Source organism: Methylotuvimicrobium buryatense, assembly GCF_005931095.1.
GTDB classification, from domain to species: domain Bacteria; phylum Pseudomonadota; class Gammaproteobacteria; order Methylococcales; family Methylomonadaceae; genus Methylotuvimicrobium; species Methylotuvimicrobium buryatense.
In genome coordinates this window covers 3,815,212-3,831,801 of sequence record NZ_CP035467.1, presented here as the reverse complement: position 1 = coordinate 3,831,801, position 16,590 = coordinate 3,815,212, and the positions used below count along the sequence as shown (strand labels likewise).

11 protein-coding genes are annotated in these 16,590 nt (G+C 47.2%); 8 read left to right on the top strand and 3 right to left on the bottom strand.

Annotated features, from left to right (window positions below; all coding sequences use genetic code 11):
* Positions 1–278 precede the first annotated feature (278 nt).
* Complete coding sequence (locus EQU24_RS17040; protein ID WP_017842419.1) at positions 279–581, bottom strand: DUF5710 domain-containing protein; 303 nt, start codon at positions 579–581, stop codon at positions 279–281.
* Positions 582–1,687: 1,106 nt separating this feature from the next.
* Here EQU24_RS17040 and EQU24_RS17035 point away from each other — a divergent pair.
* The 4 genes from EQU24_RS17035 to EQU24_RS17020 all read left to right on the top strand — a co-directional run bounded on the left by EQU24_RS17035 (position 1,688) and on the right by EQU24_RS17020 (position 6,851).
* Positions 1,688–3,718 carry an HDOD domain-containing protein gene (locus tag EQU24_RS17035; protein ID WP_017842420.1) on the top strand — a complete coding sequence of 677 codons (2,031 nt, stop codon included), beginning with the start codon at positions 1,688–1,690 and terminating at the stop codon, positions 3,716–3,718.
* A gap of 32 nt (positions 3,719–3,750) precedes the next feature.
* Positions 3,751–4,554 carry a ceramidase domain-containing protein gene (locus EQU24_RS17030; protein WP_138767205.1) on the top strand — a complete coding sequence of 268 codons (804 nt, stop codon included), beginning with the start codon at positions 3,751–3,753 and terminating at the stop codon, positions 4,552–4,554.
* Positions 4,555–4,669: 115 nt separating this feature from the next.
* Positions 4,670–5,806, top strand: a complete 1,137-nt coding sequence (mltB, locus tag EQU24_RS17025; protein ID WP_017842422.1) for a lytic murein transglycosylase B — start codon at positions 4,670–4,672, stop codon at positions 5,804–5,806.
* 229 nt (positions 5,807–6,035) lie between these two features.
* A complete protein-coding gene (locus tag EQU24_RS17020; protein WP_017842423.1) occupies positions 6,036–6,851 on the top strand; it encodes a DUF3530 family protein in 816 nt (271 codons plus the stop codon).
* 1,096 nt (positions 6,852–7,947) lie between these two features.
* Here the strand turns inward: EQU24_RS17020 and EQU24_RS17015 are convergent.
* Positions 7,948–9,054, bottom strand: a complete 1,107-nt coding sequence (locus EQU24_RS17015) for a hypothetical protein (protein WP_017842425.1) — start codon at positions 9,052–9,054, stop codon at positions 7,948–7,950.
* A gap of 617 nt (positions 9,055–9,671) precedes the next feature.
* Positions 9,672–10,421, bottom strand: coding sequence for a hypothetical protein (locus EQU24_RS17010; RefSeq protein ID WP_017842427.1), 750 nt, complete (start codon positions 10,419–10,421; stop codon positions 9,672–9,674).
* A gap of 1,388 nt (positions 10,422–11,809) precedes the next feature.
* On the opposite strand from EQU24_RS17010, the gene EQU24_RS17005 reads away from it, so the two are divergent.
* The 4 genes from EQU24_RS17005 (at position 11,810) to EQU24_RS16990 (ending at position 16,518) form a co-directional block, all read left to right on the top strand.
* Positions 11,810–12,313: a TlpA family protein disulfide reductase gene (locus tag EQU24_RS17005; protein ID WP_017842429.1), complete on the top strand. Its 504-nt coding sequence runs from the start codon at positions 11,810–11,812 to the stop codon at positions 12,311–12,313.
* Between the two features lie 281 nt (positions 12,314–12,594).
* On the top strand, positions 12,595–12,819 hold the full coding sequence (locus EQU24_RS17000) for a DUF4266 domain-containing protein (RefSeq protein WP_083877869.1): 225 nt from the start codon (positions 12,595–12,597) through the stop codon (positions 12,817–12,819).
* A complete protein-coding gene (locus EQU24_RS16995) occupies positions 12,806–15,496 on the top strand; it encodes a DUF3570 domain-containing protein (RefSeq protein WP_040575916.1) in 2,691 nt (896 codons plus the stop codon). The genes EQU24_RS17000 and EQU24_RS16995 overlap by 14 nt, the downstream gene beginning before the upstream one ends.
* Positions 15,497–15,639: 143 nt before the next feature.
* On the top strand, positions 15,640–16,518 hold the full coding sequence (locus EQU24_RS16990; RefSeq protein ID WP_138767204.1) for an FAD:protein FMN transferase: 879 nt from the start codon (positions 15,640–15,642) through the stop codon (positions 16,516–16,518).
* The last annotated feature ends 72 nt before the right edge of the window (positions 16,519–16,590 follow it).

The following is a 16,590-nucleotide window of genomic DNA, read 5'->3' as shown; positions in this document are numbered from 1 at the left end:
GTCATATCGGCATGGATTGCCGATATCCTGGTTGCATGGATGTAAGCTATGCATTGCCATCCCCGGCACTGGATTCCGCCAATCCCTGGCGGAATGACGCGTCTTTCCTTAAGTTGGAGCCTATGGGGGCTTCCTCTCAGTCTGGTGATTGGTATGGAACTGTTGCAGTCAGCCGAAGCGAGCGAGGTCGTATACAAGCGATTTCAATGTGTATCGGAGCCTGAGTGCGACGTCCATGCTGTGCACACTTCTTCCATCTGCTATTTCCCAAGCTGAGGTTATTCCCATGGCGGCTCATCGCCGCTGTAGGCTACAAAGTCTTTATCCGTTGCATAGGTAATAACGCCCGAGCCGGGGTTATTGGTTGTGTGGCTTTTTTTGATGGATGAAGCTGATCCAGCTCCGAGATCCGCATTCAAGGTGGGTGCTGCCTCTTGTGATTGCCATTGCGAAAAAAGTGATATGTCCTTATTGCCTGGAACATACCATTTCTTTTGGGCAGGATCCCATCTTGCGCCGAGCGCTTTAGCCGCATCTTTTTGCGCATACGGCACATTCAGGTAAGTTTTTGATTCGGCCATTTTTTGCGGTAAGTCCTCAATGCGCTGTTTTACGCGAAGCTAGCCGGTTTAAAGTTAATTAAACTAAAGAAACGATCGCGTAGATTTGAATACGATTCTTGTAAAGGCGACCAAATGCCTGGTAATACACGAAGACAAAATGCAGTGATGTTCTCCCCCTCGGCCTCTTTAACCACAAAAATAAAATAAATAACGGTTAACACATAAATAAACTCTGACATATTTTCGTCCTGATAGCATTGATTGTTGTTGTAATTTTCCGTCTGAAAATGATGATTCGGAATGTGTTTTCATTTCTTGTTGGCGAGTGAATATAGCAGAAGTACTCAAATTAGGTAAGTGAATGTAATTCAGGTCATCGGGAAAATCAGGGCGGAGGGCGAAATATCAGCAATTCCCAGTTTGAGCAGTTTCGCCGATTTTAGGGTGTGAGGTATGCCTGTCGAGGAACGCCGTAAACCCATCCATGGCGCTCATAAAGGCTTTGCCAGCATGGATCTGGCATAGAGACTACATGGACGTATTCACGGCGTCCTTTAGCGGACACCCAGGTGCCGAATTTTGATCTACGACGGGTATATCACTGGACAATCGCTTTATATTTGGATGTCTTTTGCTTGATACGTTTCATAGTTCTCAAATATCTGCTTGAAAATCATATAATCTTTATCCTGGTTTCTGTCGGTTGGACCCGGGGTGGCGCTTCCGAGTCGTTCAAGAGATCGCACGGTTCGTGGTGTGCTTTAAATCAAAGTACAATGAGTTTGAGAAATGTATGGGTGTTAATGCCGGATCAAAACGTATTTCGACAAGCTTAGGATTGGGTCATAAATAACTTCTTTATTTTAGAGTAGGTAGGTTCGGTAATTCGATGATCAGGTGTCGGTGGTTGTCAAGCGAGTTACCGAATCCGTTCTTAAGCTCATAGCTTCAGAAAGTTATTTGTCACGAAATTCTTAGTACGAACAGAAGGTGTTAAAACTATTGAAATTTTATGTTCTAGGGTAGAGGTTATGGGTAATTGTACATTGCCGGCTTGACGTTTTTCACATAATCTACCTGCATTCTGCAATTTTTAACGATAATCGATATAAGCAGCCACTATTATGGATAACAATACCGCTTCAGCAAACGAAGATTTGCTTGGCTATCCCGCAGGGATTGCCAAGGCGGCTCGCGCGGTTCTAAAAAAGGAAGTCAGACATTTGCAGTTGATCCCGGCTGCAGCGATTAAATTACTTAAACTTACCAACGATGAAAACACCCGAGTAAAAGATCTATCGAAAGTGATTGAGACGGAGCCGGCGTTGGCGGCTAAAGTGCTAAGGATAGTTAATTCGGCGGCATTTTGTCTGCCTAAAAAAATCACTTCGATCAAGCATGCAGTCAATATGCTCGGGTTTTCAGCCGTTAGGCAGGCCGCCTTGGATCAGTTATTTTATAATCGGCTAATAAGGCATAAATCGAAGCAATCGTTCAATCAGATGTTTTTTTGGCAGCATTGTTTGTTCGTCGCATCGATGAGTAAGGCGATTGCCGTAACCTTGAAACATCCCGATCCGGATATGATCTACACAGGCGGTTTGTTGCACGATGTCGGCAAAGTCGTATTGGAAAGTTATGGGCGTGTGTCGTATAGCGATTATTTAACGGCATACGATAAAAGCGATCGATCGCTGATGGAAAGCGAGAAAACTTTTTTCGGCTTAACGCATACCGAAATCGGTTTAGTTTTCTGCGCGACTTGGAACTTACCTCCTGCGATTACCGCAATGATCGGTTTTCATCACGAAATGCCGCCCGCCGATTCCCCGTATGCTCAATTTAAAACCGAGACCGCGATTATTTCATTTGCCAATTATATTGCATGGGTTCAGGGGGTGGGGTCCAGCGAAAAAATTTGTAGTCCGGATCTAAAAGCAGAAGTCTTAAAAATTATCGATATCGATAAGTTGAATTTGGAGCAGTTACTTGAGCATGTCGATCGGGAAATGGCCAATACCCGAGAGTTTTACGGTATTTCATTTCCCAATATTCATAAACTTAGAGCGACACTGGTACAGGCGACAATCAAACTAAGCGTCATCGGCAACAAAACCCGGCATGAAAGATCGAATGGAGACAATGCTGGTGTGGCCTCGAACGGTTCAATTTTAACGATCCCTCACCGGAGTCTCGATCCGGAAGAGTTTTTACCGTGGACTTTAGAGGCGATTCAAAGTGATTTCGGTTTCGATCGAATCATAATGTTAAATATCGACCCGAAACGCCGGGGCTTGATTGCCGCGCATTGGTGGCCGGAGTCGATTCTTGAAGACGAATTGCAACCGTTTGAAATTCCAATCGGTGAAGTCACCGGTAAGCTGTTGGATTGTTTGCGTAATAAAAAGCCGGTCTTGATAAGAAAGGATGATAATCTCGACCGGAAAATGCTTCATAGGATCAATGTCGATGAGTTTATCGCAATGCCTGTCTTGCGGCATAACAAGTTGGTTGGTGTGCTCTATGCCGATAATTCGTTAAGCGGTCGGGGAATGGATGAAAAAATTCTCGGTGAAATGTTGCCGATCGTTAACGAGCTAGGTATCGCGTTGATGAATGCCAAGCAGTATACCCTAGCCAGAAAGGAGTCTCAGATCGACCCGTTGACGCAGTTATTTAACAAGCGTGTAATAAACGAGTTTTTGGCGCGTCTTTTCGAAAGCGAGCCTCAGGTATTGACAAAAATCGCGGTAGGTTTTATCGATGTCGACCGATTTAAGCATTTTAATGATGTGTGCGGTCATCAGGCGGGTGACGATGTTTTGAAGATTGTTGCGGATATTTTACGGAGCATGACGCGCCCAGGTGATTTGATCGGTCGCTATGGCGGCGAAGAATTTTTATTTGTGTTGCGCAATACCGATCAAGCCGGCGCATTAGGTTACGCAGAAAGAATACGGGGTGAAATCGAGCAGCGTGGTAAAGTCATGAGCGAGCGTTTCCACAATCATGAACTAACGGTCAGTGTCGGTTTGGCCATGTATACTCCGGAGTATAAAAGTTATCCTGCGATGATCGAAGCGGCCGATAAGGCGATGTATCGAGCCAAGCATAGTGGACGAAATCGGGTGGTTGTTTATCAAGAGTCTCTATAGCTACTTGATATGGCCTTCAAAAATGAGCGACTATGATTCTTTTTGCAATTCTCGAAGGATGCTGGATGATGACAAATAATCTCGACTATCGGGCTTCGATATTAATAACCATCTCTTTGATTTCTGTTATCTTGATGTTTTTTTTTCCGGCAATTCCCCAAGATAGGTTTTATCATGAGTTTGCCGATCAAAGAGAATTACTTGGCATCAAGCACTTTTTCAATGTTGTATCCAACTTGCCATTTATCTTGGTAGGGTTAGTCGGTATCAAGACTCTTTTTTCCGTAGATCGTTCTAAAATCGTCGTTGTCGTTTTACCGTCTTACATACTGTTTTTTAGCAGCGTAGCCTTGGTGGGATTCGGTTCGATTTATTATCACCTCGACCCGAATAACCGCACATTGATTTGGGATAGGCTCCCGATAACCTTGGCTTTTATGTCATTTTTTTCGGTGATTGTCGGCGAGTATATATCTGAAGAGGTTGCGTCTAAGTTATTGTATCCGCTACTGTTAACTGGGTTGGTTTCCGTTTTTTACTGGTACTATAGCGAGTTGCAAGGCCGTGGCGATTTACGTTTATACGGTCTAGTTCAATTCTTGCCGTTACTGCTGATGCCGTTGATATTAGTGATGTATAAACCCCGTTTTACCCATGGGCGTGCCTATTGGTTTTTTTTGGGTTTATATGGTGTGGCGAAGACTTTTGAGGTCGCGGATAGTCCTGTCTACCATTGGTTATATGGTATTAGCGGGCATACTCTTAAGCATTTACTCGCGGCGTTAGGGTGTTATGTTTTTCTTCGGCAAATCGCAGAAAGGCAACGGTTGTTTTAATGTAGTGCAGGCTAAGCACGCTATTGTGGATTGGAAAAATTTTTAACTCTTAATTTGGATTTAAGGACTCTATAATAGGTCTTCGAATCGAGTTTTTCCGCCAGGTAACCTAAAGATGTATAAAAAAATAGCCGTCGTTATTTTAATGCTAACCGGATGTTCCTCAACCGCTCAGCAGCACCCGCCGTTTCAAAAATCTGCCGATAAAGCGTCTGTTCCGGTTGTTGCCAAACCGGTTACTAAACCCTCCTTACAGCCTAAACAAATCGGTCCCTATCGTGCCGCGTCAGTTTCCGGAGACTATGCGGGGTATAGCGATTTGCAGCGTTTCATCGATGGCATGGTTCAAAAGCATGGTTTCAGCCGGGATTATTTAAATGGCTTGTTTTCACAGGCGAAACGAAAACAATGGACCTTGGATTACTTGCATAAATCGGATCAAGCCGCAAAACCGGGGGCGAAGCCGGCGCCGGGCGGCTGGACGCGTTATCGCGCGCAATTTTTGGACGAGCGCCATATCAACAGCGGCGTTTCGTTTTGGATGAAACATGGCGAGACATTGCGACGAGCGGAAGATAAATACGGCGTTCCGGCAGAATATATTTTAGGCATTCTCGGTGTTGAAACCTCCTATGGAGGTTATATCGGCAGTCACCGTATCATTGATGCGTTGACGACATTAGCTTTCGACTATAAGCGCCGCGGCGACTATTTTCGCGGCGAACTCGAAAACTTTCTGATCATGGCCGGCTCGGAAGGTTTTGATCCGTCCAAGCCGGTCGGTTCGTTTGCCGGCGCGATGGGTTTGGGACAGTTTATGCCGACCAGTTTTCTAAAATGGGCTGTTGATTTTAACGGGAATGGGCGCAAAGATTTATGGAGCCCTGAAGATGCTATCGGCAGTGTGGCCAATTATTTCGCGCAACACGGTTGGCAACCGGGGCAACCGGTTGTGACGCCTGCTAAACTGAACGGTGCGCAAGCTCATACGCTTGAAACCGGTGTCAATCATCAATATACGCTGTCTCAATTCAAGCAAGTAGGAGTTATTCCGGCGAGCTATTGCCAATGCGACGGAAAGTTGCATTTAATATTACTGAGAAAATCTATTGGCGATGATTACTGGATTGGTCATCCCAACTTCTATGTCATAACTCGCTATAACCAAAGTTCTTATTATGCGATGGCGGTTCACGATTTGGCGATGGCGATCAAATCGCGTTACCGGAAAACGCAAATGGTTTCCCGATGATTGGCTAAGGAATATGTGCAAAATAAATTCTCGAAACAGTAAGCTTTGTAGAGTTTCGGCAGCAATTCCCAGTTTGAGCAGTTTCGCCGATTTTAGGGTGTGGGGTATGCCTGTCGAGGAACGCCGTAAACCCATCCATGGGGGCTTGGCGGCAGCTCCCTGCTGCCGAACCCCATTCCAGTATTTGAAGAAGGTATTTTATGCCCGTTCTTAAATGAGTCGTTAAGCGGTGAATAGGCTGAAATATTGGTTGGTATTCATCGGTGGATTCTGGAGCGTTGTTTGCGGTGCAACCGATGCCGCCCGTGAGGCCGATTACGCCGAACGAATTGCCGCAACTTTGAATATCGGCGAAATTGTTTGGCTGCAAGCGAATGAACGCAAATTCTTAAGTATCTATACCGAGACCGAATATCCGGATATCAAAGAAGCGGCAATTATATTGCACGATAAAGGTGCGCATCCGGACAGAAAGCCATTGATTCATGGGCTTAGAACCGAGTTGCCGAAACATCGTTGGTCCACGTTAGCCCTACAGATGCCGTTAAGAGAGTCTGGGGCCGAGGCGGAAGATTATTTTGACTTGTTTGTCGAGGCGACGGCACGTTTACGAGCGGCAATAAATTTCTTGGAAAAAAAGGAATACGAAACTATCGCGATCGTCGGGCATGGTATGGGGGCATTGATAGCTTTGCAGGCTCAAAGCGCTTTGCAAGACGATATTAAGGCATTGGCGATGATCGATATTCCGGTGACTGGTAATAGATCCGCTAGCACATTGGAATGGATTAGACAGGCCGAACTTCCGATACTTGACCTATTGGTTGGTCGCGAGATGCCGATTGTGGCTGTTAGCGCTGCGAAAAGACGTTTGGCGGCAAAAGACAATACGCATTATCGTCAAGTTAGCATTAACGACGATGAAGCCATGATGGTCAAGCGGGTGTATAGTTGGTTAAGGCGCGCAATGGAAGCCTTTGCATCAGCCGAGAATGACGACGAAAAAGAGCCTGCTAAAAACGAAGCCGATATTCAAGGCAATTGAACCGCTTGGCAAGCCGTCCGTGGCTGTGGATGCCTGGTTTCACAGGCATGTGGGAAGGGTTTGAAAGTTTAAAGTTAAGCGCTTCGAACCGGTTGATTAGCCGAAAGCCATTATTTTCGGAAAAAACCGGATTGTTGCGCCATAGGCCAAACAAAAAAAGCTACATCAATTGGATTGCGACCAATACGGTGACGGAAACAAGCTGTAACACCACCATTTTGATCAAACCGCTTCGGTCTTCGCTTTTTGTCATTTGTCGAACGGCAACTTTTTTCATGATAATCCCCTTGAATAAGAGTAAATCGAAAATAACATGACCCTTTGAAAAGGAATCTAATACAGATTACCTCGTAATCCCACAATTCCAAATTCAATTTAAATTAAGCAATATCGTTGCCAGGTTAATAAAGGAAACGTTGAGACGAGCGCTAAAGCTCTATATTCGGCATTATGCCGGGATTGAGGGGGCTATTGTAACGGCCTAATTGCAAAATTGATTGGGAATGCCGAGTATATGAGTCGATCCAACGGGCTGTTTTTGCACTATTATAGTGCGTTTCACCCGTCGTGAATTAATTATACCCATCGCGGATCAAAATTCGGCACCGGGGTGATCGTCAAAGGACGCCGTGAATACTTCCATGTAGGCTCTATGTCAGCATCCATGCTGGCAAAGCCTTTACCGATCACCCCGGCGCCTCCTTAAGCATCGCCGAAATTTGAAGTGCGAAAGGTATATTTACGCCTCTATCGTTTCCATGTTCATTCGACGGGGTGGAAAACGATGGGTTTCGGCTTCCGCCTCTACCCATCCTACGCAAGAACGGCCATGCGGGATGGCCGAAAATGTTGCAGACGCCGTTTAAAAACCTCATTCGGCGGGGGGCGGCACACCAATTTAGCCCTCGATTGTTGTGAAAGGGTATATAAGGGGTGGTTAAGTTTTCCAAGTTGCTCATCCAAAAAGAACATGGCAGTTAAGGTTGCCGTCCATGGCGTTGAGTCGTGACAATCGTTGTTAAGCGCCTATGCTACATCAATTCAAATCGGTTGATGTGTGTTGGGCTTCGGCGTCGAGGTATCGGTATTTGACGCATTAATTCCAAAATCTTGGAATCGGCAGGTTATTATCAATGTCTTGCGATGAAGGCTCAATCAGTACGTCATAACCTAGGTCGCAAGTTCCCGGTAATGGATTGGCCGTTAAATCACGCTGGACGGTCAGTGTCGGCGCCTCTCCGATGCCGTGAATCGAGTCATTGTTGAAACGGGATGTCGTGCTCGGTATCCAAAGATTAGCCGTTCCCGGTTGAGGCGGGAATGCGTTGCCTCGGCAGATCTCGGCCACGGCCAGTTGAATGATTAGGTTTCTAGCGCACGATTCCGGCTTGAACTGAATGCGTCCTAGGCGAAATGGAATAAGGCCCTCTAAGCCTGGAGCGAGTCGGGTTCTGATATGGTTAAAACCGATGACATCTCCATTGGCATTCGTTTTTTCGCTTTGTCTGGCCGATAGGCTGTTGCTTTGGATGAGTTGCGGTAGATTGGCTAGGCTGTTAACGGTCAATTCATTGCTTAATGCTCGGATTTCGCCCGTATCGATGCGAGTCACGATAGGGGCTTGCGTCGGAAATAAGACGCTATGCCCCATGACGCGGGTGTTGCCGGTTCCGCCTTGGCAGTTGTCGTGTACCGCAATGCCGCCGTAGAAGTTTTCGCCTTCGCTAATAATGGACTCGGTCAGTAATTCAAAGGATGAACTCAGATCGGGCACTATGCCTCCTCCATTTAAAGGACTGTTGGTTTTTACGGTCGAACGTGAAGTCTCCGTATGATCGGTTTCATTTTGGCAATGGTATTCGAGCGCGAAGAGGGAAGTGCCGGCGTCGAATTTTCTAATGCTTACCGTATAACCGCCGCCGCCGCCCGGAATGTCAATCATCGGGCTAAAGCCGCTTGCAGGGGTGCTTGTTTCGTTCGAAAGTCCGTCTTTTTCTATGTGCAGGGCTAAGGTTGGGCCTGATATCGCGCGAAGCCGCGCCTCCATGCGGGTAGAGTTGTTTGCGCAGGTGACGGTATAGACGTTCTCTATTCCGGCTGGGCTTCCAAGGTTGCCGGTAAGGTCATGAGCCCATGTCGTATTGCCGACTAAGTAGGAGGTCAAAACAGCGGTTTTGACAAAAAAAACAGATTTTGCATGCATGATAATTAAGACCTCTGTTTGTTTGATGAATAAATGAGTGAGGGTTGGGGTGAAAAATCCATCATTTTAGTGCTTATCCTAAAAAGAGCGGTTGACATGTGTTGTAGACCGTTCGTGCTGAGTCGAGTCGAAGCATGAAGGGGCTACAACACTTTCACCGGCTTGGTGAGGCCTCAAACTATACCCTTTGCTAGTCAAATTTCGGTGCCGGGGTGTCCGTCAAAGGACGCCGTAAATACATCCATGTAGGCTCTATGATAGCATCCATGCTATCAAAGCCTTTGCCGGACACCCCGGCACCTCCATAGGCTAATGCTGAAATTTGAAGTGCGAAAGGTATGCCCATCGCCCTTCGACAGGGCTCTCCTGTGCGCAGCCAAAGGGCTCAGGACGAACGGTAGTTTGAGGCTCTCAACTGCTCTTTTTAGGCTTATGGGAATGGTTCGGTTGATGCTGCTTTCATTGTCTATTCGTGATGATAAAGTGCGATTCTCGATGAAATGTCTGGGGCTTTTGAGAAAAAGGTAAGCCACAAGCACCCGAAGGGTGTTTGTGGCTTTGCGGCTATTTCGCTAACAGTAACTAAAGGTAGGGCCGGCTTATGCGGATGTTACTGGTTATCGGCCCCATCTTCTTTGGATAGGCAAATTGGCGTCGACGTCTTGATCGGATGGCCACATCACCACGGTTTCGCCTTCCGCGCAATTGGGGTTGTTGATCGTTAATGTCGCCGGCGCGCCGCTACGAGGAACTGAAGTGGCACGGTTCATTTCAGTAGTGAATTTAGAAGTGGTATTCGGTATCCATGTGTTTGCTGTGCCTTCGACGGGAGGAAATTTGTTTCTGCAAATATCGGCAATCGCGATTTTTATTTGCAGTCGTTGAATGCAGGCTGCCCCGACTATGTTTGTGGTGTCCTCTTTGAAGCTAATGCCGGCTGTGCGAAATGGCACTAAGCCATGTAAGGTAGGGTCGAGTCTGCCATTGATGCCCTCGAAACCGATGACGTTACCCTGGGCGTCGGTTTTTTCGCTTTGACGTCTGAAAATGTTGTTATCTTGAATCAGCTGCGGCCATCCGGCCAAGGTCGATCTGTTCGTAAAATCTTCCAGTTTGAGGTCGGTTACTGGACTTATACCAACGGTAAAATAAGGATTGACCGTGGGAAATACCACGCTTTGTGCGGTGACAGGTAAAGGTCTTCCGTTGAGTGCGCAGGTGTGGCCGATGACAATATTGTTATAGGTAGTTCCCGTGCCGTTGATCTGGTTTTGAATTCCGGTGTGAGCGTAGGCGTTTGAGCCCAATCCGCAAAGCGCTAAGCTTAGCCCGGCAAAGAGGGTTTTTTTTATGGTGATGTTTGTCATTACGTTCCTCTGGTTAATTAATTGGCAGTTGTTATTTTCATTTCAGCTTTCTCGGCGAGAAAGATGAGTTTGAATTGGGGTATCGGCAATAAGCATGCCAAAAATAAATAATGATTTAATATCCTACTGATAGGCTCAGTTTTTATTGAGAGGGTGCATGCTTTTTAATTAAACTGTGTTATATAGCATAAAAATAAAACGCATTTATCGGGTATTAGGCTATCAACTTAAATTCGGCAGTCAGTTTATGAAGGTCGCGAAAGTAATCATGGGGCTATATAAATCTTTGAATCATACATTTAGCCGGTAATTTGAAAAGTATAACTAATTGAATATTATTGTGGTTTTCGTGTGTGTTCGTGCAAAAAATGCTTTTTATAGGATCAAGGTAATTCGGTTGTAACCGAACGACGCCGACTCGTGCCAAGCCTCCATGTTGATCGTTATACCCATCGTGGATCAAAATTCGGCACCGGGGTGATCGTCAAAGGACGCCGTGAATACGTCTATGTAGGCTCTATGCCAGCATCCATGCTGGCATAGTCTTTACCGATCACCCCGGCGCCTCTTTAAGCATCGCCGAAATTTGAAGTGCGAAAGGTATAAACGATTATTGTTAATTAGAGATAAAGCAAGAAAATCATGCTGTTAGTTTTCATGGTGCGTTGATGTTGGGCTAGATTGACGAATATTTGCGATTATCTGTTAGGTTTATCCGATATCTTTTGAATCGGTCGGAGGAAGGTGGCGGGTTTAAGGAGGAAGTTGTTCGGTTGATTTGGGTTTTGTTGTCTTGACGTATCGGTAAGGTCGCGTGGCGCTTGAGGTTCTCGCAGGCTTACATTGTTTTTTCGATGCTGCCCGGAGAGTGGGATTTCAATTAAACTGTGTTATTTAACTCATGTTGTGCGTGATATCCCGCATTTTTTAAAGATTGCTCGTGCTGCGAAGATGAGGATATCGGTAGCGGTGCAGATTTTTACTCCTGCAAAATCTGCACTCACGCCATCCATGGCGCTTGACGATTTTTTTCTCCTCGGCAATTGCTGAGTTACGTAGATGTAATGAATGCAGAAAATGCAGAAGCGTTTTTCTAGTTGCTTGCCCTGCTACACGCCATCCATGGCGATCAGACTGCCGGTTTTCGGTGATGAAGGGTGACATCTTCAATATAATAATGGCGGCTAATCAAGCCGAATTCAGTGTAGGGTTTAAATATGACAAACATATGACAAATGTGGAGGGGTAAAATGGTCCTGTTATTGCATACTTTTATTGTTTGGTATTGACTCAAAAATGGACGAAATCCATACGCACATTTCAAAATTTGAAGTGCGAAAGGTAATACACAAAACTGAAAAATTGTTCCCTTAACTAACGAATAAAAAATGTCCCGTACAAAATTGATAGCATTGGTAGCCGGTTTTGCTTCGCTGGTTTTTTTTAATCCCGCTAATGCCGACTTAACTGGCCAACCGGCCCCGCAATGTCAATTGGCGGCAATGCCAGACAATCCGGCAGTTTCCTGGCAAGAGCTCGAAGGAAAAGTCGTATATCTCGATTTTTGGGCTTCTTGGTGTGTTCCTTGTCGGCAATCGTTTCCTTTTATGTCGCAAATGCAACGCGAACTCAAGGATCAAGGCCTTGAGGTGATTGCTGTCAATCTCGACGAGAATTTGCAAGATGCCGAGGATTTTTTGGCGCGAAATCCTGCGCAATTTTCAGTCGTCGTCGACGTTAATCAGCAGTGTGCTCAACAGTATGCTGTCAAAGCTATGCCGTCTTCTTATCTAATCGACCGGAACGGTATCGTTAGAAAAGTGCATCTTGGATTTCGCTCCGGTGAGGCTTTGGACTTTAGAAAGGCAGTCGAACAGGTTTTGATGGAATAAGCGCTTAGGATTGGAGCATATATCCTCCGTAGATCAAGATTTGGCACCGGGGTCCTCAGCAAAGGCCCACTGCCATTAAGTTAAGCCGTTCGTGGTGAGCCTGTCGAACCATGGACGGCTTAACTTATCGACCCAGGATTTTTCCATTCACCCTTCGACAGGCTCAGGGCGAACGGAAAAATCCTTAACTTAATGGCAGTGCAGCAAAGGCCCGGTACCTCTGTAGGTCAATGCCGGAGCTTGAGTGCGATGGGTATAAAAAATAATAAGAACACTAAATCATGAATGTATTGACTAAATTAATACCTTGGTATTTTTTCATATGGGGTTTCGCATTGCAGGGCTGTGCGACGGTCGAGCCGTGGGAGCGAGGCACTCTGGCCAAGCCGCAAATGGCATTGGATCGCCATCCGTTGCTAAACGATTTGCGTGGACACAATTATGGTAGCCGCGAAGCGGCAGGAGCGGGTAGTTCTGCAACTGGAGGCGGTTGTGGCTGTTATTGACGAATCCAAATCTGTCAAGGACGATGGCAAGCCGGCGCGAACCAGTTTACAAGCATTGACGGCCGCGGCATTGATTTTGCCTGGACTGGCTCCGGCGGCGGCGCAAGACAATGAGTTTACTTTTCAGTACGGCCGTTATGAAGAGAGTCGACGCGATTTGGGTGAAGTGACCAATTTAGATGGTGAAGTTGTTCTCAATAGAAGCCAATTCAAACCGATAACTGTCGATAGTCTGCAAACGACCGCGAATGTCAGATTGGCCGACCGTATCAAATTCGCTTTCAAGTATGTGCAAGACACCTGGTCCGGCGCCACGCCGGTGAGTACCGCACCGGCAACTCGTCAAGGCAATGTCGCATTTGGTTCCGGCGCGACGATGGCGGGGGCTTCGCCGTTTTTAAATACGGGTGGCTCGGCTGCGGGTAGAGTCTTTTTTGACTCGCAGTTAAGACCGATTCGCACGAAGCTGGATATGAATTCATTTCAAGTGCGAAGTCTCGGAGTCGATGAAAGAAATGTTCATACGATGTCGGTTGCCTCTCCGGAAGTTCGCAAGGAAGGCAGTTTCAACCTGACTTATGAATGGGATGAGGCTACAGTCAGCGCAGGCGGAGGATTGTCCATCGAAAACGATTATGAGTCGCGCTTTGCCAATTTGGGCATGACGCTCGATTTCAATCAAAAAACGACCACGGTCAGCGGAGGCTTGAGCTATGCGAACAGCTCGACGTCGGCTCTGCTTAACCATGACGCGCAAAATTATATCAATACCAGCGCGTATGATGGCGCGTTGCCTGGGTTACAGCCCCGATACGCAAAGCTCGAAGCCGTTCCGTTCGGTCAAAATGTGCTGCGCGGTAAACGCGAGGATTGGACGGTCAATTTAGGCTTGACGCAAATTGTAACCAAAAGCGCGTTGGCTAAATTCGGTGCTAGCTACACCCGCAGTACCGGTTATTTGAGCAACCCTTATAAAGCCGTCACGGCGATTTTTATCGACTCTAATGTTTCGGGACAATGCGATTTCGGCTTGGATTGCCCCGCCGATGTACGATATGTGGGTCAATCGAAGGCCTTTTTGGAGCAGCGGCCGGAATTGCGCAATCAATGGAGTTTCGATACAGGCTGGGTGCAATATATCAATCCGCTCGATGCCGCGTTGCATTTCGATTACCGGTTTTATTTCGACGATTGGGGTATCAATGCGCATACCTTCGATGCCGATTGGGTGCAGCCGTTGGGCTTGGGCTGGTCGGTCACGCCTCGGGTGCGTTACTATTCCCAAAGCGAAGCCGATTTCTATACGCCTTTCTTGATAGCCGGTCCGTCTGATGACCCTGGCAACGCAAGGGATTCCAGCGATAACAGCAAGCTGCCGACACAAACCTTTTCCAGCGATCACAGGCTTTCAGGCTTTGGCGCGCTGAGTGGCGGTGTGACGGTCAGTAAGCAATTCACTAAGGGTGTCAGACTCGATGCTTCCGTGGAATATTACATGCATCGCGGCGATTGGAAAATCGGCGGTGGAGGCGAGCCGGCTTATGCCGATTTTAACTTTCTCGTTGCAAATGCCGAACTCAATGTTAATTTTTCCGATTTGGGACGCAGTTTGACCGATGATCATAGCCATCATCACCATAATATGACCGAGCACGAACCGCTCATGCCGGCCGGCTTGATGTGTACCGGAGGGCACATGCTTAATCAGGAAGGCGACTTCATGGTGGGGTATGTGTATCAGTATTTTCGGGAAACCGGAAATATGCTGAATCGAACCGGTAAAGCTAGCGATACGTCAATGGTCGCCAACGGTTATCGAACGGTGCCGACCTTTCATGACATGCATATGCATATGATCGATCTGATGTATGCGCCGACCGATTGGTTTAATATCATGGTGATGCCGATGTTTATGGATATGGGTATGAATCAACGGCCATTGACCGGTATCAATCCGCCGGTTAACGTAGGAGCCGACCACTTGCATGGCGGACATGAGACCGGGGGGATTGGCGATACCTTGATGTTCGGCATGTTTAAGCTGTTTAAGCATCGCGGTCACCATGTGAATTTAGGGATTGGATTTAGCGCTCCGACGGGCGATACCGACATGAAGCTCAATCGTCAACATACGCAAGACGGCGGTTTTATTCATTACCAAATGCAACTCGGTAGCGGGACCTGGGATTTTTTACCGAGTCTGACTTATCTTGGCCAGTACGACAAGTTATCGTGGGGCGCGCAAGCAAGCGGAACTGTCCGTATGCAGAATCAAAACTCATCCGGGTATGCGCTGGGTAATATGTTTCAAGCTACCGCTTGGGGTAGCTATAGTATTTTCAATTGGCTGTCCGGTTCCGTGCGTGGTGTTTATACGACCGAAGGGTCGATCAGCGGTCGATTCAATCCGATAGCGGGTAATTGCTCGGTAAACTATTCTAATGCTTCCGAGCCTTGCAATAACGTCAATCCGACAGGGTCCACATTGGATGACCCGCGAAACTATGGCGGCCGATTTTGGGATGTCGGTTTCGGTTTGAATGTCGTAGTGCCGGGCGGTGAGTTTTCCGGTAATCATTTAAGCGTCGAATGGCTGCAGCCTGTCCATGAAGATGTCAACGGCTTCCAATTAGAGCGTAAGGGCTCTCTGTTTGCATCGTGGAGTTATATGTTTTAATTCTACCCTCGTAGATCAAAATGGGGCCGAATTTTGATCTGCGATGGGTATACGACAATCAAGTCCTGTCTCTATTGCCACGCCCACTGAACTTCGATTTGAAAAAGCCATCCCTAAACTATTTTCGATTCAACTTTAAAGCCATGGGTACGCCCTGCGAGATACAGTTGTTTGCTCGCTCGCGGCAGTCCGCCCAACAAGCAGCGAATATCGTTATCGCCGATGTGCAGCGTTTGGAGCGTTTATATTCGCGTTACCGATCGGATAGTTTCTTATCCGAAATAAACCGTACCGCCGCTCGGGCGGGGTCGATAAGTGTCGATGACGAAACGGCCGGCTTGTTGAATTATGCACAAACCTGCTACGAACAAAGTGACGGCTTGTTTGATATCAGTTCCGGTATCTTGCGCAAGGCTTGGCGTTTCGACCGGAATATCTTGCCGGATGAAGGGCAAATTCGAGCGCTATTGGAGAAAATCGGTTGGCATAAGATCGGCTGGCAACAGCCGAAATTAAGTTTTTCTGTGTTCGGTATGGAGCTTGATTTCGGCGGAATCGTCAAAGAGTATGCAGTAGATCGCGCCGCCGGGTTATGCTTGCAAGCCGGCATCGAGCATGGTCTGATCAATCTTGGCGGCGATATTAAAATCGTCGGACCCCGGCCGGACGGTTCGCCTTGGCAAATCGGCATCGCGCATCCGCGGCGTAAAGGCGAGGTCATGCAATCATTGGGTTTGGTTAGCGGGGCCTTGGCGAGCAGCGGCGATTACGAGCGTTGTTTAGAAATCGGCGGCGTGCGCTATGGCCATGTTCTCAATCCTAAAACAGGGTGGCCGGTGCGTTTTTTGGCTTCGGTTAGTGTCGTCGGCGACTTTTGCGTGGTTTCGGGTAGTGCTTCGACCATTGCGATGCTTAAAGAAGAGCAAGGCCCTGCCTGGCTAGAGACTTTGGGGTTGCCCTATCTTTGGGTCGATGTCAACGGCAATGCAGGCGGCCCGCTTATGGAAAATTCGTCCATGTAGATACTCTATGCTGGCCTCTTACCTAGCGTTAGGTGAGGTGAGGGATCGAACGCTTCGGCGCCTCCGCGGGTA